This window comes from Bradyrhizobium sp. SRL28, assembly GCF_018596315.1.
Lineage (GTDB): Bacteria > Pseudomonadota > Alphaproteobacteria > Rhizobiales > Xanthobacteraceae > Bradyrhizobium.
The window spans coordinates 29,053-53,812 of record NZ_JAHEAG010000015.1; the positions used below are offsets into that span (position 1 = coordinate 29,053).

General features: G+C 63.4%; 24 protein-coding genes. 11 read left to right on the plus strand and 13 right to left on the minus strand.

Going from position 1 to position 24,760, the window contains the following annotated elements:
- Positions 1–74 precede the first annotated feature (74 nt).
- From KIP88_RS25380 to purM, 3 genes are all read right to left on the minus strand, one after another.
- On the minus strand, positions 75–806 hold the full coding sequence (locus tag KIP88_RS25380) for a glutathione S-transferase family protein (RefSeq protein WP_214490767.1): 732 nt from the start codon (positions 804–806) through the stop codon (positions 75–77).
- Between the two features lie 63 nt (positions 807–869).
- A complete protein-coding gene (purN, locus tag KIP88_RS25385) occupies positions 870–1,523 on the minus strand; it encodes a phosphoribosylglycinamide formyltransferase (RefSeq protein WP_214490768.1) in 654 nt (217 codons plus the stop codon).
- Positions 1,520–2,605 carry a phosphoribosylformylglycinamidine cyclo-ligase gene (gene purM, locus KIP88_RS25390; protein WP_214490769.1) on the minus strand — a complete coding sequence of 362 codons (1,086 nt, stop codon included), beginning with the start codon at positions 2,603–2,605 and terminating at the stop codon, positions 1,520–1,522. Before purM ends, purN begins: the two co-directional genes overlap by 4 nt.
- A gap of 148 nt (positions 2,606–2,753) precedes the next feature.
- Here purM and KIP88_RS25395 point away from each other — a divergent pair, with 148 nt between their 5' ends.
- From KIP88_RS25395 to ppx, 4 genes are all read left to right on the plus strand, one after another.
- Positions 2,754–3,296: a CDP-alcohol phosphatidyltransferase family protein gene (locus KIP88_RS25395; protein WP_028346428.1), complete on the plus strand. Its 543-nt coding sequence runs from the start codon at positions 2,754–2,756 to the stop codon at positions 3,294–3,296.
- Positions 3,297–3,392: 96 nt separating this feature from the next.
- Positions 3,393–4,070 (plus strand): chromosomal replication initiator DnaA, encoded by a 678-nt coding sequence (locus KIP88_RS25400; protein ID WP_214490770.1) that lies wholly within the window; start codon positions 3,393–3,395, stop codon positions 4,068–4,070.
- 145 nt (positions 4,071–4,215) lie between these two features.
- Positions 4,216–6,414 (plus strand): RNA degradosome polyphosphate kinase, encoded by a 2,199-nt coding sequence (locus KIP88_RS25405; protein WP_214490771.1) that lies wholly within the window; start codon positions 4,216–4,218, stop codon positions 6,412–6,414.
- Positions 6,415–6,426: 12 nt separating this feature from the next.
- The gene (gene ppx / locus KIP88_RS25410) at positions 6,427–7,929 is read left to right on the plus strand and encodes an exopolyphosphatase (protein WP_214490772.1); all 1,503 of its coding nucleotides are present in this window, start codon (positions 6,427–6,429) and stop codon (positions 7,927–7,929) included.
- Between the two features lie 35 nt (positions 7,930–7,964).
- Here ppx and KIP88_RS25415 read toward each other — a convergent pair whose 3' ends face one another.
- The 5 genes from KIP88_RS25415 to KIP88_RS25435 form a co-directional block, all read right to left on the minus strand.
- A complete protein-coding gene (locus KIP88_RS25415) occupies positions 7,965–9,287 on the minus strand; it encodes an FAD-dependent monooxygenase (protein ID WP_214490773.1) in 1,323 nt (440 codons plus the stop codon).
- A gap of 148 nt (positions 9,288–9,435) precedes the next feature.
- Positions 9,436–12,597 carry an efflux RND transporter permease subunit gene (locus KIP88_RS25420; RefSeq protein ID WP_214490774.1) on the minus strand — a complete coding sequence of 1,054 codons (3,162 nt, stop codon included), beginning with the start codon at positions 12,595–12,597 and terminating at the stop codon, positions 9,436–9,438.
- A complete protein-coding gene (locus tag KIP88_RS25425; protein ID WP_214490775.1) occupies positions 12,594–13,997 on the minus strand; it encodes an efflux RND transporter periplasmic adaptor subunit in 1,404 nt (467 codons plus the stop codon). The genes KIP88_RS25420 and KIP88_RS25425 overlap by 4 nt, the downstream gene beginning before the upstream one ends.
- A complete protein-coding gene (locus KIP88_RS25430; protein ID WP_214490776.1) occupies positions 13,994–14,401 on the minus strand; it encodes a FixH family protein in 408 nt (135 codons plus the stop codon). The genes KIP88_RS25425 and KIP88_RS25430 overlap by 4 nt, the downstream gene beginning before the upstream one ends.
- Positions 14,402–14,483: 82 nt before the next feature.
- Positions 14,484–14,858, minus strand: a complete 375-nt coding sequence (locus tag KIP88_RS25435; protein WP_214490777.1) for a hypothetical protein — start codon at positions 14,856–14,858, stop codon at positions 14,484–14,486.
- Between the two features lie 228 nt (positions 14,859–15,086).
- On the opposite strand from KIP88_RS25435, the gene KIP88_RS25440 reads away from it, so the two are divergent.
- Entirely contained in the window at positions 15,087–15,491 is a 405-nt protein-coding gene (locus KIP88_RS25440; RefSeq protein WP_214490778.1) for a four-helix bundle copper-binding protein, read from the plus strand.
- Between the two features lie 28 nt (positions 15,492–15,519).
- Here the strand turns inward: KIP88_RS25440 and KIP88_RS25445 are convergent, their stop codons facing one another.
- Positions 15,520–16,155, minus strand: a complete 636-nt coding sequence (locus KIP88_RS25445; protein WP_214490779.1) for a trans-aconitate 2-methyltransferase — start codon at positions 16,153–16,155, stop codon at positions 15,520–15,522.
- A 258-nt stretch (positions 16,156–16,413) separates the two neighbouring features.
- On the opposite strand from KIP88_RS25445, the gene KIP88_RS25450 reads away from it, so the two are divergent.
- From KIP88_RS25450 to KIP88_RS25470, 5 genes are read left to right on the plus strand one after another with little or no spacing between them, the layout of a single operon-like run.
- Positions 16,414–16,737 (plus strand): helix-turn-helix transcriptional regulator, encoded by a 324-nt coding sequence (locus KIP88_RS25450; protein WP_214490780.1) that lies wholly within the window; start codon positions 16,414–16,416, stop codon positions 16,735–16,737.
- On the plus strand, positions 16,734–17,165 hold the full coding sequence (locus KIP88_RS25455; RefSeq protein ID WP_214490781.1) for an SRPBCC domain-containing protein: 432 nt from the start codon (positions 16,734–16,736) through the stop codon (positions 17,163–17,165). Before KIP88_RS25450 ends, KIP88_RS25455 begins: the two co-directional genes overlap by 4 nt.
- A 45-nt stretch (positions 17,166–17,210) precedes the next feature.
- Positions 17,211–17,417 carry a hypothetical protein gene (locus tag KIP88_RS25460; protein WP_214490782.1) on the plus strand — a complete coding sequence of 69 codons (207 nt, stop codon included), beginning with the start codon at positions 17,211–17,213 and terminating at the stop codon, positions 17,415–17,417.
- Between the two features lie 25 nt (positions 17,418–17,442).
- A complete protein-coding gene (locus KIP88_RS25465) occupies positions 17,443–17,916 on the plus strand; it encodes a DUF1801 domain-containing protein (RefSeq protein ID WP_214490783.1) in 474 nt (157 codons plus the stop codon).
- Between the two features lie 17 nt (positions 17,917–17,933).
- A complete protein-coding gene (locus KIP88_RS25470) occupies positions 17,934–18,374 on the plus strand; it encodes a DUF1801 domain-containing protein (protein WP_214490784.1) in 441 nt (146 codons plus the stop codon).
- 58 nt (positions 18,375–18,432) lie between these two features.
- On the opposite strand, the gene KIP88_RS25475 is transcribed toward KIP88_RS25470, so the two are convergent.
- The 4 genes from KIP88_RS25475 to KIP88_RS25490 form a co-directional block, all read right to left on the minus strand.
- Positions 18,433–20,388 carry an aconitase family protein gene (locus tag KIP88_RS25475; protein ID WP_214490785.1) on the minus strand — a complete coding sequence of 652 codons (1,956 nt, stop codon included), beginning with the start codon at positions 20,386–20,388 and terminating at the stop codon, positions 18,433–18,435.
- A 14-nt stretch (positions 20,389–20,402) separates the two neighbouring features.
- Positions 20,403–21,398, minus strand: coding sequence for a tripartite tricarboxylate transporter substrate binding protein (locus KIP88_RS25480; protein ID WP_214490786.1), 996 nt, complete (start codon positions 21,396–21,398; stop codon positions 20,403–20,405).
- Positions 21,399–21,473: 75 nt separating this feature from the next.
- Positions 21,474–22,691 (minus strand): CaiB/BaiF CoA-transferase family protein, encoded by a 1,218-nt coding sequence (locus KIP88_RS25485; RefSeq protein ID WP_214490787.1) that lies wholly within the window; start codon positions 22,689–22,691, stop codon positions 21,474–21,476.
- The gene (locus KIP88_RS25490) at positions 22,688–23,644 is read right to left on the minus strand and encodes a hydroxymethylglutaryl-CoA lyase (RefSeq protein WP_214490788.1); all 957 of its coding nucleotides are present in this window, start codon (positions 23,642–23,644) and stop codon (positions 22,688–22,690) included. Before KIP88_RS25490 ends, KIP88_RS25485 begins: the two co-directional genes overlap by 4 nt.
- Positions 23,645–23,749: 105 nt before the next feature.
- Between KIP88_RS25490 and KIP88_RS25495 the strand changes: the two genes are divergently transcribed.
- A complete protein-coding gene (locus tag KIP88_RS25495) occupies positions 23,750–24,724 on the plus strand; it encodes a LysR family transcriptional regulator (protein WP_214490789.1) in 975 nt (324 codons plus the stop codon).
- The last annotated feature ends 36 nt before the right edge of the window (positions 24,725–24,760 follow it).

A 24,760-nucleotide genomic window follows, 5' to 3' on the forward strand; every position in this document is an offset into this window, starting at 1 on the left:
CAGCTCGCGCGAACCCGCGACCAGGTTTCCAGCACGCGCCAGAAGCCCCTGAGGATCTTGCCCTGCCCTCGAACTCAGGCCGCCGCCTGACACCCGGCGATCTCGACCAGTTCCGGATAGAATCGCGCGGTCATCCGGCCGACATATCGCCTCAAATTGTCATGGCTTGCGGCCGCCCGCTGCAGATCCGATTCGAACACCGGACAAATCGCGCAGACCGCGAAGGCAAACATCGTGGCATCGATGCCGGCCGGCGAGGTGCCCATGAAGAACTGCTTGTCACCGAGATAGGCCGCCATCGCATCGATCGAGCGGATTCCGATCGCGGTGATCTCGTCGGCAGAGTGACGGCCGATTCCCTGGCCCTGCAACGTCTTGCGGAGGCGGCGGCGGATCATCGAGACGACGACGGGCCGGACCGGCGCGGGCACGCCCTTGAAGAAATTGACCGGCCCCTTGCGGAAATTGTCGTCGATCATCCAGCGGAAATAGACGCTGGCCCAGTACAGATTGTCCTCCGCCATCTTCTCGAATGCCCAGGCGATGGCGAGCTGCTCGGCGCTGAGTCCCTTGTCGAAATCGATGCCGTATTTCTTTTCGAGGTGCCAGCGGATCAGCGTGGAGTCGCCGAGCAGCTGGCCGTCGTCCTCGATGTAGGGAATCTTGCCCTTGGGCGCCTTCGAAAAGCTCATCAGCGCCTTTTCGAACGGGAGTTTCGACATCCGCAACAAGGTCTCGGCCTTGGTCACGAACGGGCTTGCGTCGGGAAGGCCGAAATTGGGCCCGGAGCCATAGAGCGTGATCATGGAACCTCGATGGATTTTGCGGAGCGCGGCTATCGCGCTCGTTCGCGTATACCGAGGATAATATCAGATCGTCCGCGGCGAAATCAGGGTGCCGTCGCGCTCAGTGCTGTCAGCGACCTTGCAGAGATCGCCTTCGAGGCGAAGTTTGCCGCTCGCAAGCAGCCGCAGCGCCTCCGGGTAGATGCGATGCTCGATGCCGAGGATGCGCTGCGACAGCGTCTCGGCCGTGTCGTCATCGGCCACCGTGACCGCCCCCTGCATTATGATCGGGCCGGCGTCGGTTTCCGGGATCACAAAGTGCACGGTCGCGCCCGAGATCTTCACCCCGGCCTGCAACGCCTGGCCGTGCGGATCGAGGCCGGGAAAGGACGGCAGCAGCGAAGGGTGAATGTTGAGCATCCTGCCGTACCAGCGCTGCACGAATTCGGCGGTGAACAGCCGCATGAATCCGCCAAGACAAATCAGCTCGACCTTCTGTTCCTCCAGCGCCCGCTGCAGGACGGCTTCGAAACCCGCGCGATCCTTGCCGAACGGCTTGCTCTCGATAACCGTCGTCGGGACGCCGCTCGCTTCTGCCTTCTCCAGCCCAGCCGCATCGGCCCGATTGGAGATGACCGCGACGATCTCGGCCGGAAAGTCCGCAACCTTCGCCGCGTCGATCAGCGCGGCCATGTTCGAGCCGCGCCCCGAGATCAGGATGGCGACACGACGTTTCATTGCGCGAGATCGAGGTGGCCGTTGTAGATCACGCGATGCTCGCCATCCCCGTCGCGCCGGGCCGGGATCACTTCACCGAGCAGGGCGACGGTCTCGCCGCTTTCGGTCAATATCTGCGTCACCTGCTCGATCGCATCCGGCTTGACGATGGCGATCATGCCGATGCCGCAGTTGAAGGTGCGCAACAGTTCGAGTTCGGCGATGCCGCCCTGCTCCGCCAGCCATTTGAAAACCGGCAGCACCGGCAGCCGCGCCAGATCGATGCCGACGCCGAGATGCTTTGGCAGCACGCGCGGAATGTTGTCGGTGAAGCCGCCGCCGGTGATGTGCGCGAGGCCCTTGATCGCCCCGGTCTCGCGGATCGCGCGCAGACAGGATTTCACATAGAGGCGCGTCGGCGCCAGCAGCGCGCCGCCCAGCGTCATGACCGGCGAGAACGGTGCCGGCGCATCGAAGCCGAGGCCTGAGTTTTCCACGATCTTGCGGACCAGCGAAAAACCGTTGGAGTGCACCCCCGACGAGGCCAATCCGACCACGGCGTCGCCCACGGCGATATCCCCGCTCGGCAGCAACGTGCCACGCTCGGCGGCTCCCACCGCAAAGCCCGCGAGGTCGTAATCGCCGTCCTTGTAGAGCCCCGGCATCTCGGCGGTTTCGCCGCCGATCAGGGCGCAGCCGGATTCCCGGCAGCCCTCGGCGACGCCGGCCACGATGGCCGCGGCCGCCTCGGGGTCGAGCTTGCCGCATGCAAAATAGTCGAGGAAGAACAGCGGTTCCGCGCCCTGCACCACGAGGTCGTTGACCGACATCGCCACCAGGTCGATGCCGATGCCGCCATGCAGCCCGGTCTCGATCGCGATCTTGACCTTGGTGCCGACGCCGTCGGTCGCCGCCACCAGCACCGGGTCCTTGAAACCCGCCGCCTTGAGGTCGAACAGACCGCCGAATCCGCCGATTTCGGCGTCCGCGCCCGCCCGGGCGGTGGCGCGGACCATCGGCTTGATGAGATCGACCAGGCGGTTGCCCGCATCGATATCGACGCCCGAATCCGCGTAAGTGAGCCCGTTTTTGCGGTCGATCATGCCCAATTTCCGTATGATGACCGCTGGTTACGAGGAATTCCACGATCCTGCAATGGCTCGCGAACGCTTCTCGCATATACTATGTAGATAAGGTCCGGCCGAACCCGCCAAGGGCCGGATTTAGGCCGGGAGCCGGGAAGCGACCGAGTTGAGTATTCCAAACATCATTACGCTGGGGCGCATCATTCTGGTCCCGGTCATCGTCTGGGCGATCGTTTCCAGCCAGATGGAAATCGCCTTCGCGATCTTTGTCATTGCCGGGGTCAGCGACGCCGTCGACGGCTTTCTCGCCAAACGGTTCAACATGTCGAGTGAACTGGGCGCCCTGCTCGACCCACTCGCCGACAAGGCGCTCTTGGTGTCGATCTTCGTGGCGCTCGGCATCTGGGGCGCGGTTCCGCGCTGGCTCGTCATCCTCGTGGTATCGCGCGACATCATGATCGTCACGGCCGTGATCGTGTCGTGGCTGTTCGACAAACCCATTCCGATGAAGCCGCTGATGGTGTCGAAGCTCAACACGGTGGCGCAGGTGGCGTTCGCGGCGCTGGTGCTGGCTTCGCTCGGTTTCAATTTCAAACCGGCGCCCTATGACGTGATCCTGATGGGTTTTGTTACGGTCTTTACTTTGGTTTCCGTCTCGCTCTATCTCGTCGAGTGGGTGCGGCACATGAGCACGATCGAAGCGCGCTAGCCGTCCTTTTCGTTTTGCCGTTTTCTTCACGCGAACCGGTTCCCACTTCGCTTGAAAACGCTATGAAGGCTGTAATATCCCGGCCTGGAGATCTGCGTGGCAGTCCGCGTTCAACCTCGTCAGCTTGCCTTTGCGTTGCCGCATGCGGAGAGCCTGACCCGCGACAATTTCCTGGAAGGCCCGGCCAATGAAGCCGCGCTCTCGCTGATCGAAAGCTGGCCGGACTGGCCGAACCGCATCATGCTGCTGGTGGGACCGGAAGGCTCCGGCAAGAGCCATCTCGCCGCGATCTGGGCCGAACAGGCCGGCGCGCGCGCGATATCGGCGCACGCGCTTAACCCCGCTGCCGTCCCCGGCGCGCTCGCCACCGGCGCGCTGGTGGTCGAAGACCTGAGACCGGCCGACTTCGACGAACGCGCGATGTTTCACCTCCTCAATCTCGCGCGCGAGGACGAGGCCTTCGTCCTGATCACGGGGCGCGTTCCGCCTGTCGCGTTCGAGGTCGAACTACGCGATCTCAGGTCGCGGCTGCGCGCCGCACCCGTCGTGTCGCTATCCGCGCCCGACGACTTGCTGTTTCGCGGCCTGATCATCAAATTCTGCGCCGACCGCCAATTGAGCATCGACGAGACGGTCGTGAGCTACCTCGCCACCCGGATCGAGCGCTCCTATGCCGCCGCCCGCCAGGCGGTCGACCTCCTGGATACCGAGGCACTGCGGCTCGGCCGGCCGGTGACCCGGGCGCTGGCCGCGGAACTGCTGCGCAACGCCTGATCGGACGGGTGTGCTGCTTCCTGCCGCCTTGACGGCGGCGGTGGGCGGAACATCAATGTCATTGAAACGTCATCGGCGTATCACATGGTGCGGGCCGCATTCCCTGTAAACTAGCCACGCCTCTCCCGAGATGGATCAAAGCCTTATGGAATCGGCACAAGTTATTGAAATAAAAGAAAAAGAACCAGTTGCCGAGGCTCCGCCCACGATTGCCACGAGCCCGGAACGATTCATCAATCGGGAACTGTCCTGGCTGCATTTCAACCGCCGGGTGCTCGAGGAATCCGTCAATCCAGGCCATCCCCTGCTGGAACGGGTCCGGTTCCTGTCGATTTCGGCCAATAACCTTGATGAGTTCTTCATGGTCCGCGTTGCCGGTATCAAGGCACAGGTCCGTGAAGGTATCGCCGAACGCAGCCCCGATGGCATGACGCCGTCCGAGCAGCTCACCCTCATCAACAAGACGGTTTCGACGCTCGCATCCGACCAGCAGGCGATCTGGCGCGATCTGCGCGCCACCCTGTCGGAGACGGGCATCATTCTGGTCGACGGCCACGACTTCACCAAGGCGGAGCGCGGCTGGCTCGAGGATCACTTCCTCCGCAACATCTTCCCGCTGCTGACGCCGCTGGCGATCGATCCGGCGCACCCGTTCCCGTTCATCCCGAGCCTCGGCTTCACCATCGCGCTGCAGTTGGCGCGCGTCGCCGATGGCAAGCCCATGAACGCGCTGATCCGCATGCCCGGCAAGATCGACCGGTTCATTCGCATGCCCGCGTCCAAGGATGGCGCGGTGCACCTGATCCCGCTGGAACAGGCCACCGGCCTGTTCATCGGCCGGCTGTTCCCCGGCTACACCGTCAAGGGCCAGGGCGCCTTCCGCATCATCAGGGACTCCGAACTCGAAATCGAGGAAGAGGCCGAAGATCTGGTCCGCCTGTTCGAGACCGCGCTGAAGCGGCGGCGGCGGGGTTCGGTGATCCGCCTCGAGATGGAAGCCAAGATGCCGGAAGAGCTGTGCGGCTTTGTGCGGCAGGCGCTTTCGGCCGCCGACGACGAAGTGTTTCTGGTCGACGGCGTGCTGGCCATGAACGAGCTGTCACAGCTCACCCGGCTCGACCGGCCCGACCTCGAATTTGTGCCCTATGTGCCGCGCCATCCCGAGCGCGTACGCGACCATGGCGGCGACATCTTCGCCGCGATCCGGCAAAAGGACCTCATCGTCCATCACCCCTACGAATCCTTCGACGTCGTCGTGCAGTTCCTGCAGCAGGCCGCGCGCGATCCTGACGTCGTCGCCATCAAGCAGACGCTGTACCGCACCTCGAACAATTCGCCGATCGTGCGCACGCTTGCCGAAGCAGCCGAGGCTGGCAAATCGGTGACGGCCCTGATCGAGCTGAAGGCGCGGTTCGACGAGGAAGCCAACATCCGCTGGGCGCGCGATCTCGAACGCGCCGGCGTGCAGGTGGTGTACGGCTTCCTCGAATTGAAGACGCACGCCAAGCTGTCGATGGTGGTGCGCCGCGAGGGCGGCAATCTAACGACCTATGTGCATACCGGCACCGGCAATTATCATCCGGTCACCGCGCGCATCTATACTGATCTATCCTACTTCACCTCGGACCCGATCATCGGCCGCGATGCGGCGCGGGTGTTCAACTACATCACCGGCTATGCCGAGCCGAGCGACATCGAGCGGATGGCGGTGTCGCCGCTGACGCTGCGCAAGCGCATCATCGAACATATCAAAGGCGAGACCAATCACGCCCGGCACGGCAAGCCGGGAGCGATCTGGATGAAGATGAACTCGCTGGTCGATCCCGATGTCATCGACGCGCTGTACGAGGCCTCGCAGGCGGGCGTGTCGATCGACCTGGTGGTGCGTGGCATCTGCTGCCTGCGGCCGGGCATTCCCGGATTTTCCGAGAACATCCGGGTTAAATCGATCATCGGCCGCTTCCTGGAGCACGGCCGCATCTACTGCTTTGGTATGGGTCAGGGCCTGCCCGGCGCCAAAGCGGCTGTGTATATCTCGTCTGCCGACATGATGCCGCGGAACCTCGACCGCCGCGTCGAAGTGCTCTGTCCGTTGCAAAATCCCACGGTACATCAGCAGGTTCTCGAACAGATCATGGTCGCGAACCTGAAGGATACCGAGCAGAGCTGGCAGTTGTTGCCGGACGGGTCGTCAACGCGTATGAAGGCCGCGAAAGGCGAAGAGCCATTCAATCTGCACAACTATTTCATGACCAATCCGAGTCTGTCAGGCCGTGGAAAGTCTCTCAAGGAATCTTCGCCGCGCCGCCTCACGCGCCGTAACGAACGCCAGCAATCGCCATAAAGGACCGTGGCTGTGAAGCGACCGCGCAAGCGCGCTTCCAGCGTCGCCGTCATCGACATCGGTTCGAACTCGGTTCGCCTCGTCGTCTATGAGACGATGACGCGCAGCCTCGTCACCATCTTCAACGAGAAAGCGCTGTGTGGGCTCGGCCGCGAGGTGCAGAGCACCGGCCTGCTGTCGGCCGACGCTGTCGCCAAGGCCCTGACCTCGCTGCGGCGCTTTCGCGCCTTGTGCCGCATTCAGCAGGTCGGCCGCGTCTATGCGATCGCCACCGCGGCCTGCCGCGACGCCTCCAACGGCCCCGACTTCATCGCCAAGGCCGAGCGGATCTGCGGCGTTCCCATAGAAATCCTGTCGGGGCCGCGCGAGGCGAAACTATCCGCGCTCGGCGTCGTGTCCGGCATCCACAATCCCGACGGCGTCGTCGGCGATCTCGGCGGCGGCTCGCTCGAACTGATCGACGTGCGTGGCAGCCGCGTCTCAAGCGGCGTCACGCTGCCGCTCGGAAGCCTGGCGCTGCAGGACCTGTCGGACAAATCGCTGAAGCGCGCCGAACGCATCGTCAGCAGTGATCTGGCCAACGTGGCCCAGCTCAAGGCCGCCCAGGGCCGCACCTTCTACGCGGTCGGCGGCACCTGGCGCGCGCTGGCGCGCATCCACATCGTCCAGAGCGACTATCCGCTGCGGGTGATGCACGGCTATTCGTTGCCGGCCGCCGATGCGCTGGATTTCGCGCGGCGCCTGCGCCGGCTCGCAGCCGCCAACATGCTCGCCGATATCGAGGTGGTCGCGGATGCTCGGCGTCCGCTCCTGACCTACGCCGCGCTGGTGCTCGAATACATCATCCGTGTCGGCCGCCCGAAGACGATCGTGTTCTCGACCTTCGGCGTGCGCGAAGGCCTGCTCTACGAAATGCTGCCGCCGAAGGAGCGCGCCAAGGACGGCTTCATCTGCGCCGCCCAAACCCTGAACGGGCTGCTGTCGCGCTCCGCGCGCCACGCCGAGGAACTGGTCGCATGGACCGATCGGCTGGTGCGAGTCGTGAAGCTGCGCGAGACCGAGGAAGACCGCCGCCTGCGCCACGCCGCCTGCCTGCTGTCCGATGTCGGCTGGCGCGTGCATCCCGACCACCGCGGCGAGGAAACGCTGAGCCTGATCACCAACGGCAATTTCGGCTCGATCAGCCATCAGGGCCGCGCCTTTGTCGCGTTGTCGGTGTTCTATCGCTACGCAGGCTTAAGCGAGGAAAACGAACCGCCGACGCGGATCCGGGAGCTGGTGCCGCCGGCGATGGATGAACGCGCCCGCATTCTCGGCGCCGCCTTCCGCGTCGCGCATCTGATTTCGGCGGCGCGCACCGGCGTGTTGCCCGCGACGCATTTCCGCAGCCGCGGCCGCAAGCTGATGCTGGTGTTCGAGCATCGCATGGTCGATCTCGTCGCCGACCGCGTCGGCAGCCGCTTCAAGCAACTGGCGCGGCTGGTCGGGCGCGCAGGGTCAATCGTGCGGAACTGACGGACGGGGAAGCGCCGCCTCCCCCGCATTATCAGTCACATCAGCGCCATCACGCGGGCCGCGAGCGCTGGCTCGCGCAGCGCGGCCTGCGGCTTGAGCAGTTGCGAGACTTCCACCGTCAGCCGGTGCACCTCGGGATCACCAGCGGCGAGCTTGGTCAAGGCTACACCATATTTCAGGCGCTGGGCGAGGTCGGCGGGTCGAACACCGCGCGTCGCGGGATAGACAAAATCGCTGACGGCAACGCCCCACGGCGTCGCGATGGTGTCCTGGATGGCAGCGAAGAAGTCACGCGCCAGCCGCTCCATGGGAACGTCTTCCGCCAGCAACCGGTCGAGGATCACGGCTTCCTGCGCTGCCACGCTCATGCCCTGGCCGAAGACTGGATTAAAACGGCAGAGGGCATCGCCTATCGCGAGCAGCCCCGCCGGGAAAGACTCCAGGCGCTCGAAATGCCGGCGTGTGCTGCAGGGCAGCTGGTAGCGGACGATATCAGTCACCGGTCGAGCGTCCCTGATCGCGTCATAGATGGTCGGGGTGCGCAGGCTCCTGACAAAATCCATGAATCCCGCGCGGTCGCCCGGAGGCGCATCGCCATGATTGCCTCCGATCGAAAGCAGCCATCGCTGCTTCTCGATCGGAAACAGGAACGCTCCGCGGCTGCTGGCGGGTGCGGACGGCAGGATGATATTGCCCAGCCATTCGGCGTTGTGAGCGAGCGGTCGCTCGACGATGGTGCTCGCGTAAGCCTGATCAATGCCGATCTCGGTTTCTTCGGGCATCGGCAGAGAAAGCTCTTCGAACAGCTTCAGCGTCAGGCCGCAGCGGCCGGAGGCTTCGACCACCAGGTCGGCTTCCAGGGTCACAGGCCCATCTTCGCTATCATAACGGACCCCCTCGATCCGCATTGCATCACGCGATGGGACAAGCCCGGTCACGCGAGAGCGCACGCATATATTGATGTTCCGCGTCTGCTGAATGCGTCGTCGCGTTACGGCTTCGAGCAGCGGGCGCGACATGCAGAAAATGTCGATGCCGAGATCGCGAGTCGGGAAAGGATCGAACCCCGGGCGCTCCATCCGGATATCCTTCCCGGTGCGGGCCTTCACGGCGCCCGCTTCCGCCAGATCGTTCTCAAATCCCGGAAACAAGGCCTGCAGGGCCTTCAGCCCGCCCGCGAGAAGCGTATGGGCATGCTGGGCCTGCGGCGTGCCGCTTCGGGGCGCGGCCTCGGCGGGAAGCACGTCCCGCTCGATGATCGTGACTTTCGCGAAATGCCTGGAGATCGCCTGAGCGGCCGTAAGGCCGGCCATGCCGGCGCCAATTACCACGGCATGACTTCTTGCAAGATCTGGCACGTCTTCCTCCTTGTACGGGAGTGTCAAACGGGACCGAAAACGAAACCAAGCTTATCTCATCCTTTTTGGGGCGATGGTGAAAGGCATCACAAGTTTGGCTTGGGAACCTACCTCCAGCAGGTCTGCTCAACCCGGTTGAAAACAGCGCCTAGATTGCACCGGCTCCTGCTTGTCCGGGCTCCGCTTTCGTCACAGACACCTTTCCAAGCCCCGCCCCTTTGACCAGCGCGTAGATCGCGGGGATCACAATCAACGTCAGCAGTGTTGACGATATCATGCCGCCGATCATCGGTACGGCGATGCGCTGCATGATCTCCGAGCCGGTGCCGGTGCTCCACATGATCGGCAGCAGTCCGGCCATGATGGCGACTACCGTCATCATCTTCGGACGCACCCGTTCCACCGCGCCTTCCATGATGGCGTCGTAGAGATCGTTGCGCGAGAGCGAACCGCCTTCGGCTGCCTTGCGTGCCCTCCGCTCGTCCAGCGCCTGGTTGAGATAGATCAGCATCACCACGCCGGTCTCGGCGGCAACACCAGCCAGCGCGATGAAGCCGACCACGACGGCGACCGACAAATTGAAGCCGAGCCACCACATCAGCCAGAGGCCGCCGACCAGCGCGAATGGCAGCGACAGCATCACGATCAGCGTTTCCGCGAGCGAGCGGAAGTTGAGATAGAGCAGCAGGAAGATGATCGCGAGCGTCACCGGCACCACGATCCTGAGCCGCGCCGCTGCCCGCTCCAGATATTCATACTGGCCGCTCCACATCAGGTAAGCGCCGGGCGGAAACTGGATGCTGGCTTTGACGGCCGCCTGCGCATCGGCGACGTAACCGCCGATGTCGCGATCCCTGATGTCGACGTAGACGTAGACCGCGAGTTGTCCGTTCTCGGTCCGGATCGAGGTAGGCCCGCGCGCCGGCGCGACTTTTGCGACTTCCCCCAGCGGCACCGCCCCGCCGGCCGGCATAGGCACGAGGACGTCCCGGGCGATTGTCTGTGGGTCACTGCGCAAGTCGCGGGGATAGCGCATGTTGACGCCAAAGCGCTGGCGGCCCTCCACGGTCGTCGTCACGGTCTGCCCGCCGAGCGCGGTCGCGATGACGTCCTGCACGTCCTGGATCATGATGCCGTAGCGCGCGAGTGCCGCCCGGTCGGGAACGATGTCGAGGTAATAGCCGCCGATGCCGCGCTCGGCATAGGCCGATGACGTCCCCGGCACCGCCCGCAGCACCTGCTCGACCTGTTTTGCCAAACGATCGATCTCGACCAGATCAGTGCCGATCACCTTAACGCCGATCGGGGTGCGGATGCCCGTCGAGAGCATATCGATGCGCGCCTTGATCGGCTGGGTCCAGGCGTTGGAGACGCCGGGAAATTGCAGCGCCTTGTCCATTTCGGCCGTGAGGCTCTCGAGCGTCAGCCCAGCCCGCCATTCGGCCTTCGGTTTGAGATTGATCGTGGTCTCGAACATCTCGATCGGCGCCGGATCGGTCGCGGTCGCAGCGCGGCCGGCCTTGCCGTAAACCGACTCTACTTCGGGAAAACTCCTGATGATCCGGTCCTGCATCTGCAGCAATTCGGCTGCCTTGGTGACGGAAAGTCCGGGCAGCGTAGTCGGCATGTAGAGCAGCGTGCCCTCGTTCAAATTGGGCATGAACTCGGTGCCGAGCTGCCGGGCCGGCCACGCCGTCGCCGCGAGAATGCCGAGCGCGATCAGGATTACCGGGATCTTGGCGCGCATCACCGCCTTGATGACCGGCCGATAGATCCAGATCAGGAAACGGTTGATCGGGTTCTTGTGCTCCGGAATGATCTTTCCGCGCACGAACACCACCATCAGCGCCGGCACCAGCGTGATGGACAACAGGGCCGCCGCCGCCATCGCAAATGTCTTGGTGAAGGCGAGCGGACTGAACAGGCGGCCCTCCTGCGCCTCCAGCGTGAAGATCGGCATGAACGAGACGGTGATGATCAGCAGGCTAAAGAACAGCGCCGGGCCGACCTGCGCTGCCGCCTCGATCAGGATTTTCACGCGAGATTGCCCGGGTTCGGCCCGTTCGAGATGCTTATGGGCATTCTCGACCATGACGATCGCCGCATCCACCATCGCGCCGATCGCGATCGCAATGCCGCCGAGACTCATGATGTTGGAGCCGAGCCCCAATAGTTTCATCGCGCCGAATGCCATCAGCACGCCGACCGGCAGCATCAGGATGGCGACCATCGCGCTGCGAACGTGCAGCAAGAACACGATGCACACCAATGCAACGATGATGCACTCCTCCAGCAGAGTGCTCTTGAGCGTGTCGATGGCGGCATTGATCAGGTTGGAGCGGTCATAGACCGGCACGATCTCGACCGATTTCGGCAGGCTGGAAGCGATTTCCGCAAAGCGCTTCTTGACGTTTCGAATGACGTCCAGCGCATTGACGCCAAAACGCTGCAGCACGATGCCGCCGGCGACCTCGCCTTCGCCGTTGAGTTCGCCGATGCCGCGGCGCTCGTCCGGCCCCAGCTCGACCCGCGCAATATCCCGGAGCAGCACCGGCGTGCCGTTACTGGCCTTGAGCACGATATTGCCGAGATCATTGACCCCCTTCAGATAGCCCTTGCCACGGATGACGTATTCGAACTCGGACAGTTCAACGGTGCGGCCACCGACGTCGGCATTGCTGGCGCGGATTGCGTCGCGCATCTTCGGCATGGTGATGCCGAGATCACGCATGCGCTGCGGATCGAGCACGACGTTGTATTGCCGCACGAAGCCGCCGACGCTCGCGACCTCGGCGACGCCTTCCGCTTTCGCCAGCGCAAATTTCAAATTCCAGTCCTGGATGGCGCGGGTGTCGGAGAGGTTCAACTCCCTGGACATCACGGCGTATTGGTAGACCCAGCCGACGCCGGTCGCATCAGGACCGATGGTCGGCGTCACGCCAGCTGGCAGCCGCGACGCGGCGCTATTGAGGAATTCCAGCACGCGCGAACGCGCCCAGTAGATATCGGTGCCGTCCTCGAAGATGACATAGACGAACGACACACCGAAGAACGAGAACCCGCGCACGACCTTCGAGCGAGGTACCGTGAGCATGGCGGTGGTCAGGGGATAGGTGACCTGATCCTCGATCACCTGCGGGGCCTGCCCCGGATATTCGGTGTAGACGATCACCTGCGTATCCGAGAGGTCAGGAATGGCGTCGAGCGGCAGATGCGCGAGCGCGTAGAGGCCGGCGGCGGCGGCGAAGGTCGCGCCGAAGAACACCAGCAGCAGATTGCGCGCCGACCACGCGATGAGGCGGGCGATCATGGCTGCGCTCCCTCGGCAAAGCCTTTCAGCGCCGCCTTCAGATTGCTTTCGGCATCGATCAGGAAATTGGCTGAGACCACGACCGGATCGTCCTCGGCGAGGCCTTCGCGGACCTCGACATAACCCTCGCCGCGATGGCCGAGCTTGACCTCGCGCGGCTCGAACCGCCCTTCCCCCTTGTCCACCAGAACGGCCTGCCGGCTACCCGTATCCATGACCGCGCTCTCCGGAATGGCGAGCACGGCCTCCGGACTGCCGGTGTCGATTTCAGCATCGACATACATGTCGTGGATCAGCAGCAGTTCCGGATTGGAGAGTTCGACGCGCACGCGCGCCGTTCGCGTCTCCTTGGTGATCTGCGGATAGATGAGGTTGACCTTCCCCGAAAATTGCCGCCCGGGAAAACTCCTCGCGCGCACTATCGTGCGCTGGCCAATGGCGACGCTTCCCAGATCGCGTTCGGCAACATCGACGATCGCCCACACCACCCTGTGATCGGCAATCCTGAACAGAACGTCGCCCGGTTGGGCACGCATGCCTTCAGTGACGTTGCGTTCCATAACGATGCCGTCACGCGGCGAGGTCCATTCGATCCCGATCGGAACGTTCCGGCCCTTCTCGATGGCGACGATCGCCGCCTCTGGCACATCGAGATTCATCAGCCGCTGGCGTGAGCCCTTGCCGTAGGGCCCCTCGCCGCCGCCGGTGACCTTGGAATTGAGGGTCGAGATGTATTCGGCGGCGGCCGACGAGACCGCGGGACTGTAGATTTCCATCAGGGGCTGGCCCTTGACGACGTGCGCGCCCGTCGTGACGTCGGCAACTTTCTGGACATAGCTTTCTGCGCGCATCGCGATCACGGAGACGCGCCGTTCGTCGAGCTGGATCGTGCCGGGCGCGCGGATCATGGTGCGGATCACGCGCCGCGCGGCCCGCTCCGATTTGACGCCGGTTCGCTGGATCTTGCCCGGCGACAGCTTGACCGAGCCGTCGTCGCTGTCCTCCCCTTCGTAGACGGGGATGTAGTCCATCCCCATCGAGTCCTTCTTGGGCGTCGGCGAAACGTCCGGCAGGCCCATCGGATTGCGGTAGTACTTGATCTTGCGATCCGCAGGCTGCGCAGCCGCCACATCCGTCGGATCGTCGAAACTGAAGTCGGCGCCCGGAGGGACGGCGCGGTAATCGCGGCCATCAGGCGTTTTCTTCGGCGTCAGCGAATAGAAAGGCTTGCCGTCCGGGTCCTGATAGTAAATCGCCGTGCCCTGTTGGGCGCGCGCCTGCTCCATGACGTGCGCGTGTTCCATCTCTCCACTCGGCCAGAGATATGGACGCGAGAGGACGCCTGCGATCGCCGCAGCCGTGACGGCAGCGGCGATTCCAACCAGAACCGAGCGTTTCATTTGTCGGCCCGAATGACGAGCTTGTTTTCGACCGTGCCGGTTTCACCCTGCACCTTTGCGCCAAGCGACAATTGCCACCGGCCGGCCATGCTGAAGCTGGCCTTGAACCGGTAGGTGCCGGGTTCCGCTCCCGGGAGCGGGGTGACCTTGGTGACCATCTCCTGCATGGCATCCGGCGCCATGTCGAGGCGCGTGGCGAAGATGACTGCGCCCGGAACAGGCTTGCCCGTCGTCTTGTCGACAAGCCTCACGGCGATGGTTTGGTCGGCGCCGACCTTGACGGTCGGTTCGACGAGTTTGAACTCGTAATTCTTGATATCGGCGAACGCGACGGTAGCGCCGCACATCAAGACAGCGCCGGTCAGCGCAAGCCGCAGGCTGCGCGAAAATTGATTGGCCTTCATGGTGATAACCCTCGATCTTCTGGTCAGCTGCGAACGCAGCATGGGCGCGGACGCCACAAAGCGCCGCGCGCGATTTTCGGCGTTACGCCGAACGGACCAGGGATCGGGGAGGTTTTGGAGGGGGTGAGTACGCGACGCTTTCCACTTCGGGATCGCTGCCGGGAAACAGCATTCGAAGCGTAACCGGCTGGATTTCGGCAACGCCCGCCGGCAGTGGCGCCTGCAAAGTCGTCGTCACGCAGAGCGCCATCAACGGGCACTGGTCGCAATCGGCAGGCGCCGACTTGTCCGGACAGCACGGCATGTCGTCGGACATCGCCGCCGCCTCATCGGACATCGACGTCATCGCCATCGATGCCATGGCTCCCCCCTTCGCCCGCGCCGAAAGCGGGGCGATCACGAGGCCGACGATCAGGAAGAACGCCAGCAGCCGGGGAAGGTGGATCGAGCGTTTCACGAAGCTAGTTTCGCATAATCCGGCCTACAATGGAAAGCCAAGTTCCATCACGAAACCGCGGGTTTCGTTAATATAATCCGATTGGGGTGCACCACATTTGCGGTGGATCAACCGGCCCGATCCAAGGGCGCCGGAATTCATTCTTGCCGACGGCGAGAACATTTTCGGTCGCTGCGGCTTAAAATAGCGGCCGCCCCGCTTGCGGCCAGCCCCTCAAAGGAGCCCGCCATGCACGCCCGCGAAATGATCGGCACCCACCCGGCCGTCCAGGGCCAGATCAACGACGCCCTGATCCGCTGCATCGAGGAATGTTATTCCTGCGCCCAGACCTGCACCTCCTGTGCCGACGCCTGCCTGTCGGAGCGCATGGTGCAGGAACTGACCCAGTGTATCCGCCTGGACATGGATTGCGCCGACATCTGCAACATCACCGGCCGCATCATGACCCGCCGGACAGGTTCCGATGACGAAGTGATGCGCCGCATGCTCAGCGTATGCGCGGCTGCCTGCCGGCTTTGCGCGGAAGAGTGCCAGAAGCACGCCGCCATGCATGAACATTGCCGCATCTGCGCGGAAAGCTGCCGCCGTTGCATGGAGGCCTGCCAGGAACTGGCGCGCGGCATGGCGCACTAGTCTAGCGCGGTGGCCGCGGGGGCGTGGATCAGCCCTCGTGCCGAAAGATGCTGAACTGGAAGTTCTGCCGGGACTGCCATGGCGTCGCGTGCTCGTGCCGCTGCGTGTGGATGAGCCTGAACGCGGTGCCGAGCGTCCGTCCGAGGCTCGCGCTGTCGTAGCGCACGACCGGCAGGCCGCTGCATTTCTCCGGGCCGTCGAGCGCGAAGGTCGCGACGATGGCGTGACCGCCGATCCTCAGGCCACGCCCGAGGTGGGCGATGTAGGCGTCGCGATCGCTGGCGTCGGTGAGAAAGTGGAACGCCGCCCGGTCATGCCAGATGTCGTAGATCCTCGCCGGCTCCCAGGTCGCCGCATCAGCGACGATCCAGCTGACACCCTCCGCGCTGGCACCGAGATGACTCTCAAGCCGGCTGCGCGCGGCGGCCAATGCGGCGGCGGACAGATCGAGCACGGTGACGTCCTCAAAGCCCTGCTCGACGAGATTGTCGACCAGCCGCGAAGAGCCACCGCCGATGTCGATGATGGCCGACTCACGCGTCGCGCCCGCCTGCACGATCAGGTCGAGCGAAGGCGCCGGGCTTTGCTGAAACCAGCTGACCTCGTTCTCGCCCTTCGTCGTGTAGACGTTCTCCCAATGGGCCTGACGGCTGGTGTCTTCCATGAGCCTTAATCTCCCTGTCCGTACATGGTCATGCCGCCCGTCTTCGACAACGATCATGTCGCCAGCGTTCGCGCCTGCAGCTCTGCTTCCCGGACGGCCGCGGGATCAAACGATGATGCATAACCAGCGGGATATAATAAGTTCTGGAACCGGTGGTTCCCATGGTATGGTCCGTCGCTGTGCTTCGCATTCCCGCTTGACTAACCCATAGCTCAGCGGCTATGCGTTAGATCAATAACCTGTAGGTTATCGATCCCAATGCCGAACGCTCACGATGTCCTGTTCAGAACCCTCGCCGATCCGACCCGTCGGGCGATCTTCGAACGTCTGTGCCGCGAGGGAGAGCAGACGGTCGGGGCCCTGACGGCCCGCGCCGGGATCTCTCAACCGGCCGTCTCAAAACATCTCGGCCTGCTGAAGCAGGCCGGGCTGGTGCGCGACCGTCACGAAGGCCGACAGACGCACTATAGCGCGCAGCTCGGCGCCCTCGCCCCGCTGATCGACTGGACCAGCCAGATGCACGGCTTCTGGCAAAACCGGTTCGATCACCTCGAAGACCTGCTCAAACGGATGGACCAATGACCAATACAGCGACTGAAACGCGCACTGTCGTCGTCGAACGCGAGATGCCGCATCCGCCGGAAAAGCTCTGGCGCGCGCTCACGCAACCACACCTGATGGAGGAATGGCTGATGAAGAACGACTTCAAGCCGGTCGTGGGTCACCAGTTCAATCTTCGCGGAGAATGGGGCGGCGTGCTGGATTGCGAGATCATCGCCATCGAGCCGAATAAGGAGCTGTCCTACACCTGGAATTTTAGGCATGACGATGCGGCCTTCAACCTGCAGAGCGTGGTGACCTTTACGCTCACGCCGACGCGCACGGGGACACTCCTGCGCATGGAGCAGACGGGCTTCCGGCCGGATCAGAAGCAGGCTTTTGGCGGCGCCCACGCCGGATGGAAGCAGTTCTTCGAAAAGCTGGAAGAGCTCGTGGCGCGGACGGATTGAAATCTGTCGCGTTTCGCTTCGGCTCGTCTTCGAAAGGAGGTCGCATTGAACTGGAATAACTGGGTTCGGCAAATCCACCGCTGGCTGTCGATCGCCTTTACGGCGACCGTCATCGCCAACTTCATCGCCATGGGATTGGGGGAACCTCCGACCTTGGTTGTCTACTCGCCACTGCTCCCGCTGTTTTTACTCCTGTTCACGGGTCTGTACATGTTCGTGCTACCCTACGCCGCCAAGTGGCGCAGCGGCTGACACAGCGGCGACAGGAATAAATGCAATGGCGCAAACGACGTCGAGAAAGCCGGCGAAGGCCGCAAAGAAGGGCTCCGCCAAGCGGCCCGCAGCAAAAAAGCCTGTCCTCCTCTCAGGCGGCAATCCGCAGATCGCGAAGGGGGACGGCGACGCCCCTGTGCAGGCCTACATCGCGGCCATGCCGGGCTGGAAACGCGACGTCGGGCGCCAGCTCGACGCGCTCATCGTGCGCACCGTCCCCGGCGTGCGCAAGGCCGTCAAATGGAACACGCCCTTCTATGGCGCCGAGGATCAGGGCGGCTGGTTCGTCGCTTTTCACTGCTTCACGAAATACGTCAAGGTGACTTTCTTCCGCGGCACATCACTGCGCCCTATTCCACCCGGCGAATCCAAGCACAAGGAAGTGCGCTACCTCGACGTTCGCGAGGACGATCTCGACGAAGCCCAGTTCGTCGCCTGGGTAAAGCAAGCCAGCCAATTGCCCGGCGAAAAAATGTGAGCCGAACGACAACAGCCATGAAGAAAGCAACAATGAAGAAGAGCGGTTCGAACGAAGGAAAAGGCGGAACCTCTCCCTCTCAGCACATCGATGCGCGAATAAAAGAGCTGGGCGATTGGCGCGGCGAGATGCTCGCCCGCATCCGGAGTATCATCAAGCAGGCCGTCCCCGACGTGGTCGAGGAGTGGAAGTGGCGCGGCGTTCCGGTGTGGGAGCACGACGGCATCATCTGCACCGGCGAGACCTACAAGGCCGTCGTGAAGATGACTTTCGCCAAGGGCGCCGCGCTGGACGACCCGTCAGGCCTCTTCAACTCCAGCCTCGAAGGCAACACCAAGCGCGCCATCGATATCCGCGAGGGCGACAAGCTCAATGAAAAGGCATTGAAGGCGCTCATTCGCGAGGCCGCGGCGCTGAACGTTTCGGCGCGAGCACCGCGGAAGAAAAAGAGCGCTTGAGAGGACGACGGCGACGAACGCGAGGACGCGGGATGACAGCCGCGTCGACGTTACAAAGTTACGGCGCCTTCGCCCGCAATTGCTCAAAGCTCACAATGCGGCCCGCAATCGCACTGGCCGCCACCGTAGACGGGCTCGCCAGCCAGACCTGTCCTGGCCCGGAACGTCCCGGAAAATTGCGGTTGATCGCGCTCACCGTCACCTGTTCGGCTCGCTCGGAGACGCCAGGACCGGCGTTCACACACGCGCCACATCCCGACTCGATCAGTTCGACGCCTACGCGTTCAAACACGTCAAGCATTCCGCTCTGCACGCAATAGTCGCGGACATCCTGGCTGCCGAACTGGAGAAAGAAGCGTGTGCCGGGAGCAACCCGCATGCCTCTTTGCATCGCCCATTCCAGCACGGCATGGTAATGCAACAGGTCTTCGCGCTTGCCGCCGGTACATGAGCCACCATAGGCGATATCGATCCCCACCGTCTCGACCAGTTCCGATACGGCAATGCCGTGACCGGGATCGCCAGGCCTCGCCAGCATCGGCTCGAGCCTGTCGCACTCGACTTCGATGACGTGAGCGAATTCGGCGCCCTCGTCGCTGCACATCCAGGGCTCCAGTTGCAAGTCGGTGCCGCGACGGTCCCTGACAAAGCGGCGTGTCTCTTCGTCAGGCACGACAATTCCACTGAAGCCGCCGATCTCCGCCACCATGTTGGTCAGGGTCGCGCGCTCGTCGGTGGACAGGCCCGACAAGGCTTCGCCGCAATACTCGATCACCTGACCGATTGCTCTTCCCTCACGCACATAGGGCAAACGCAACAAATGCAGAACTATATCCTTCGCCTCGACGCCTGCCGGAAGCCGGCCATTGAGCCGCACACGGCATGTCCGAGGAACTTCAACGCGCACTTCTCCCGTCACCCATGCGTTTGCCATCTCGGACGTACCGATACCAAAGGCCAAAGCCCCCAATGCGCCGCAGTGAGGCGTATGGGAGTCGGTGCCGACGACCAATTGACCAGGCCGAACGTAACGCTCGGTCATGATCGAATGGCTGATGCCTTCCGAGCCGTCACGGTCCGCAAGGTAGCCGTGCAAACGCAGCCCATGTGTTTCGCAGAATTGCTTTTGAACCTTAGCCAATGCCTGAGCCGCTTCGAGCAGCCCTTGCGCGCGCCGCTCCGGTGACATGCTCCGGTGGATGAAGGGCAAATGATCGCCAAAGCAGACGATGCTCGCGCGGTCATGCAGCGTGATCCGGTCGCCCATCTCCCGTTCGAGAAAGCTGATGCACATCGGCGTGACGTATTCATGTGCATAGCGCCAATCCGCCCTTGCAAAAATTGCGTCCCCGGCGCGAACCGCCCCGGAATTGTCGGCAGAAGCGCGAGCGATGATCTTTTCGGCATAAGTCATCGGCCGCGGTGCAGTGGCATGCGTGGTCGGCGACCACCCGTCCTTTCGCGCGCGCATCAGCTTGAACAACCCTCCCCGGCGAACGAGCTCGGCTGTGAGCTCGTCCTCTCCTTGCGTGAACTCGCCGACAGGAATGCTGTCGCCGCGGCGGATGCGTTCGATCAACCCGAAATCGGTCGAGGTGTAGATACCGAGGTTGCGGCAGTTCTGCCGATAGATACGTTCAAAATTTTCGGCAATCACCAGCCGGATGCCGGCACACCATTCGGCATAGGGACTGGCCTCGCGCGACGAACCCTTGCCGTAGCGCCGCCCCGCCACCGTCACGCCGAACCCGCCGGCCTTGACGCCACCGGCGGACACCGGCGTTCGCTGACCGCATTTCAGGCCCAGATAGGGAAATTCCCCGAGCTTTTCGTCGTAATAATAGCAGATCCAGGCCGGAGTGATCTCGTCGGTCGACACGTCGCTGCGCAACGGCAACGCATCGGCCAGCGAGACATCCGTCCCCCGTAACTGGCGCTCCACTACATCAGCGTCTTCAGACAGGAACAAGATACGGCCCTCAAACCGGACCTGTTCGTTTGATGCCGTCGCCATGATGCTTCCCTCGCTCATTCGCCGGTAATGCCAAGAGCTCGGACGAGTTCACCACGCGCTTGATAGTCGACCTCGATCTGGCGCCTGAAATCATCAGGCGGACCACCGACGGCGACCATGCCCTGCTTGTCCAGCCAGGCCCGCATCGAATCCGTTGCAAGTATCTGGTTCACTTCCTTGTTCAAGGTAGCGATCACCGGCTTCGGCGTGTTCCTTGGGAGCATGAACCCGATGTAGCTGATGATCTTGAACTGCGGAAAAGTTTCGCTGATCGCCGGCACGTTGGGCAGCAACGGGAATCGCTTTTCCGATGTGACGCCGAGCACCTTGATCTTGCCCGCCGCCGCCAGCGGCTCCACCGCCGTAGGCGCACCGAACAGCAGCGGTATCTGCCCGCCCAGGAGGTCGTTCACCGAGGCCGCCGTTCCCTTGTAGGGAATGTGGGTCATGGTGAAACCGCCGTATTTCTGCAGCATCTCGCCGGCGAGGCGGTGCGGCGTGGAGCTGCCCGGGCTGCCGAAACTCAAATTCTGCGTCTTCTGCTTGCCGAGAGCGACAAGCTCGGCAACCGAATTCGCCGGCACATTGTTGGCTGCGGCAAGCAGCAGCGGCGACCACGTGACGTTGATGACCGGCTCCATCGCCTTCGAAAGGTCGAAGTGATTGCTGGTGGCGAGATGCGGATCGATGGTGACCATCGCATCCGTCACCATCAAGACGGTGTATCCGTCAGGCTCGGCGCGCGCGGCCGCCTGCGCCGCGATCATGCCGTTGGCTCCTGTCTTGTTCTCGATGATGACGGATACTTTGAGGTTCTCGCCGAGCTGCTTGCCCACGATCCGGGCCAGGGCGTCGGCCTGCCCTCCTGCGGAATAGCCGACCAGCATCGTGATCGATCGCGACGGATATGGTTGCGCCTTTGCAGGCAACGCGATCGCGCTCAGCGCAAGCGCCGCGGTCGCTACACCGACGATGCGAGCTTTCGTTCGAACCAGTTTGCCGAAAATCATGTTCCGCCTCCTCCCTGACCATGTTGCGTTGCGCGAGTCGGCTGGACCGCTCTTGTTCGCTTCGTCTTGTTGCTTCTATGCGGGCACGCTCGCAGCCGCGCCGAGAACACCCGCCGCGCGCAGTTCGATAATTTCCTGCTCCGAATATCCGGCCGCGCTCAGAATCTCGTGCGCGTGCTCGCCGACCTTCGGCGGCTGGCGGTCGAGACCCGCGCGCACGCGGCCGTCGCCGAACTCCACCGGCAGCGCAGGGATTCCGACCAGCGGTCCGCCACCTAGTCCGGAAACGGCTGTCGCAAGCAGGCCGCCATGGGCAAGCAGATGCGGATCGAACGACAATTCATCGGGCCGCCCGACGCGCGAATAGGCCACCCGCGCCGCCTCGCACTTTTCGAGGATTTTATTGAGCGGCAATTTCGTGATGCGCCGTTCCAATTCGGGCAGCATCCACTCACGCGCCTCGCACCGCCTGGTGTTTCCTGCAAGCCGTGGATCGTCGCGCCAGTCGTCAAAGCCGAAGGTTTCGCAGAAGCGTTGCCAATGTCCGTCCGATGTGCAGCCGATGAAGACCTGGCCACCATCGGCAGCGCTGAAAACGTCGTACACGCCCCAGGCATTCTTGCGGGCCGGCATCGGCGGTATCGGTCCGCCGGTCACGGCACTGCCCACGACGATGGACCCGAGCATGAAGGTCGCGCTTTCAAACAGCGAGCTCGCAACCTTCTGTCCGACCCCGGTGGTGTCGCGCTCGCGAAGCGCGGCCAGCGCAGCAACCACGCCGAACACGCCGCCGAGAATGTCGATGACAGGTGCGCCCGCGCGCAACGGCCGGCCCGGCGGCCCGGTCATGTAGGCGAGGCCGGACTGCATCTGCACCACCTCGTCGAGCGCGCCGCGGTTCTCGTACGGCCCCTTCAGGAAGCCCTTCATCGAGAGGTAGACGAGGCGCGGGTTGATCTGGCGCAGGTCCTCCCAACTGCATTTCAGCCGTTCGATCGTTCCCGGGCCGAAATTCTCCAGCACGACATCGGCATCCCTGACGAGCCGATGCACGATCGCCTGTCCCTCAGGCCGTTTCAGGTCGATCGCGATCGAGCGCTTGTTGCGGTTGTAGGTCGCGAAGAATCCGGCGGCGAAGCCCGGCAGCCGCCGGGTCGGATCGCCGTCGGCCGGCTCGATCTTCACCACGTCGGCGCCGAGATCGGCAAACACGACGCCGGCGCACGGCCCCATGATGGTGTGACCGAAATCGAGCACTTTCAGCCCCGCCAGCGGTCTGGAGGAAGTCGTCATGCAGCCCGTCTCCTGAATGCGGCGAGCGTTCCCGATCGCAACGCGGCGCTCGGCAGCCTGTGCCCGACGATCCGCTCGGCAAGCCGTCCAGCCTCGATCAGCGCCTCGATATTGAGGCCGGTGGCGATACCCATCTCCTCGCAGAGCAGCGCGAGTTCTTCGGTGGCGATGTTGCCCGGCGCCCCCGGCTGGCCGGCGAACGGGCACCCGCCGAGCCCCGCTACCGCCGCATCGAAGGCCGTGACCCCGAGCCGCAAGCCCTCATAGGCGCAGGCGATGCCTTGCCCGCGCGTGTCGTGGAGATGAAGGGCGATCCGCAAATCGTCGAAGCTTTCCCGCACGGCGCCGATGGCGTCAGCGACACGCCTGGGCGTGGCCCAGCCCATGGAGTCTGCGAGCGTCACGTCCTGCACCTCGACGCCGGCGTCGCGCGCAATGGCGCGCGCGTCCGAAACGGTCTCGACGACTTCGGCCGGCGAAACGTCTCCTGCAAAATTGCAGCCGAAGGCGGCCATCACGATGATCTTGGCAATCGGCACGCCGGCTTCCCGGTGCACGCGCACATATTTGCGCATCGCCTCGATCTGTCCGGCGCGGTCGCGGTTGAGGTTCCTGATCGCGAAGGGCTCGGATGCGCTCAGCGAAATGAACCCGGTAAGAGTGAGCTTCTCCCTGACCGCAAGCGCGCGCTGCAATCCGCGCTCGTTGAACCACAGCGCGGAATATTCGACACCTTCACGCGGGGTGAACCCTTCAATTACCGCTTCAGCATCGGCCCACCCCGGAACATGCTTGGGATTGACGAAAGAGGCGATCTGGATCCGGCGGAGGCCGCACGCGGAGAGCGCATCGATCAGCGCGATCTTGTCCGCGGTTGCGATCGGACCCGGCTCGATCTGAAAGCCTTCGCGGGGCCCCTCCTCGCTGATGACGACGCTGCTCGGCAGGTCCATACGCCGACGCTCCTCGGGTTATCGTTATTGCTTGTGACGGCAGCTTGCCGTGCGCACAGATATCTGACAAATATAATATGAAGATCATCTTGTTCTGATAATTAGATGGCAGGAGCGATTTCAGTGGCGCTCGGATTGCGGCAGATCAGGTATTTCATCGCCATCGCCGACGCCGGCGTGCTGTCGCGGGCGGCGGAGACGCTCAATGTCGCCCAGTCGGCGCTGAGCCACCACGTCGCCGCCCTCGAAACCGATCTGGGCGTCAAGTTGCTCGAACGACGACCGCGCGGCATCGCGCTGACCGCGGCCGGCCGGCGGCTCTATGAGCATGCCAGCGCCGTGCTTTCGGCGCTCGGCAAGGCGGAAGAGGATGTCCGGACCTATAACGAGGCCGCGACCGGTCCGGTTTGCATCGGCTTCAGCCATACGGCGACCTCCATGGTCGCGCTCGATGTCATGAAGGCGGTGCGAAAGAATTCCCCGGGCGTATATCTAAGCGTCGTCGAGGCGCTGTCGCCGGCGCTGATCGAACGCATCTTCTCAGGCACGGTCGATCTCGCGCTCGCCTATAATCCCCCTAGGGACGCCCGCTTGGACGTCGAATTGCTGCACGACGAAGAGCTCTATCTCGTCGGGCATCCGAGCCTGATCGGCCGATCATCCGGTCCGATCGCATTCTCTGCCATTCCGCAACGAAGCGTGGTGGGACTGACGCCGATGCCGGCATCGCGCGCCATCATCCAGGCCCAGGTTCTTCGCAATCAGATCACACCGAGCGAGACACTCGAAGTCGATTCATTGTCGGCCTTGCGAATGGCGCTCGAGGCTGGACTGGGATGCGCGATCCTCTCCCGCGCCACCGTCCTCTCCGACCTGGCGGCGGAGAAATATCACGCGCGGCGCATCACCGATCCGCCGCTGACGCGCTCGCTTGCGCTGGTCGCGCTCGCGGACCGGCCGCAGACCAAGGCCTTTCTCGAGGTACGCAAGACAATGGTCGAGGTGGTCCGCTCAGCGGTCGGCGCAGGGCGATGGCCCGCGAAAGTAAACGGCCGGCGGAGCAAACGCGCCACGACCTAGTTCCCCGATCAGAGGCGCCGCAATCTCCCAGCGGCA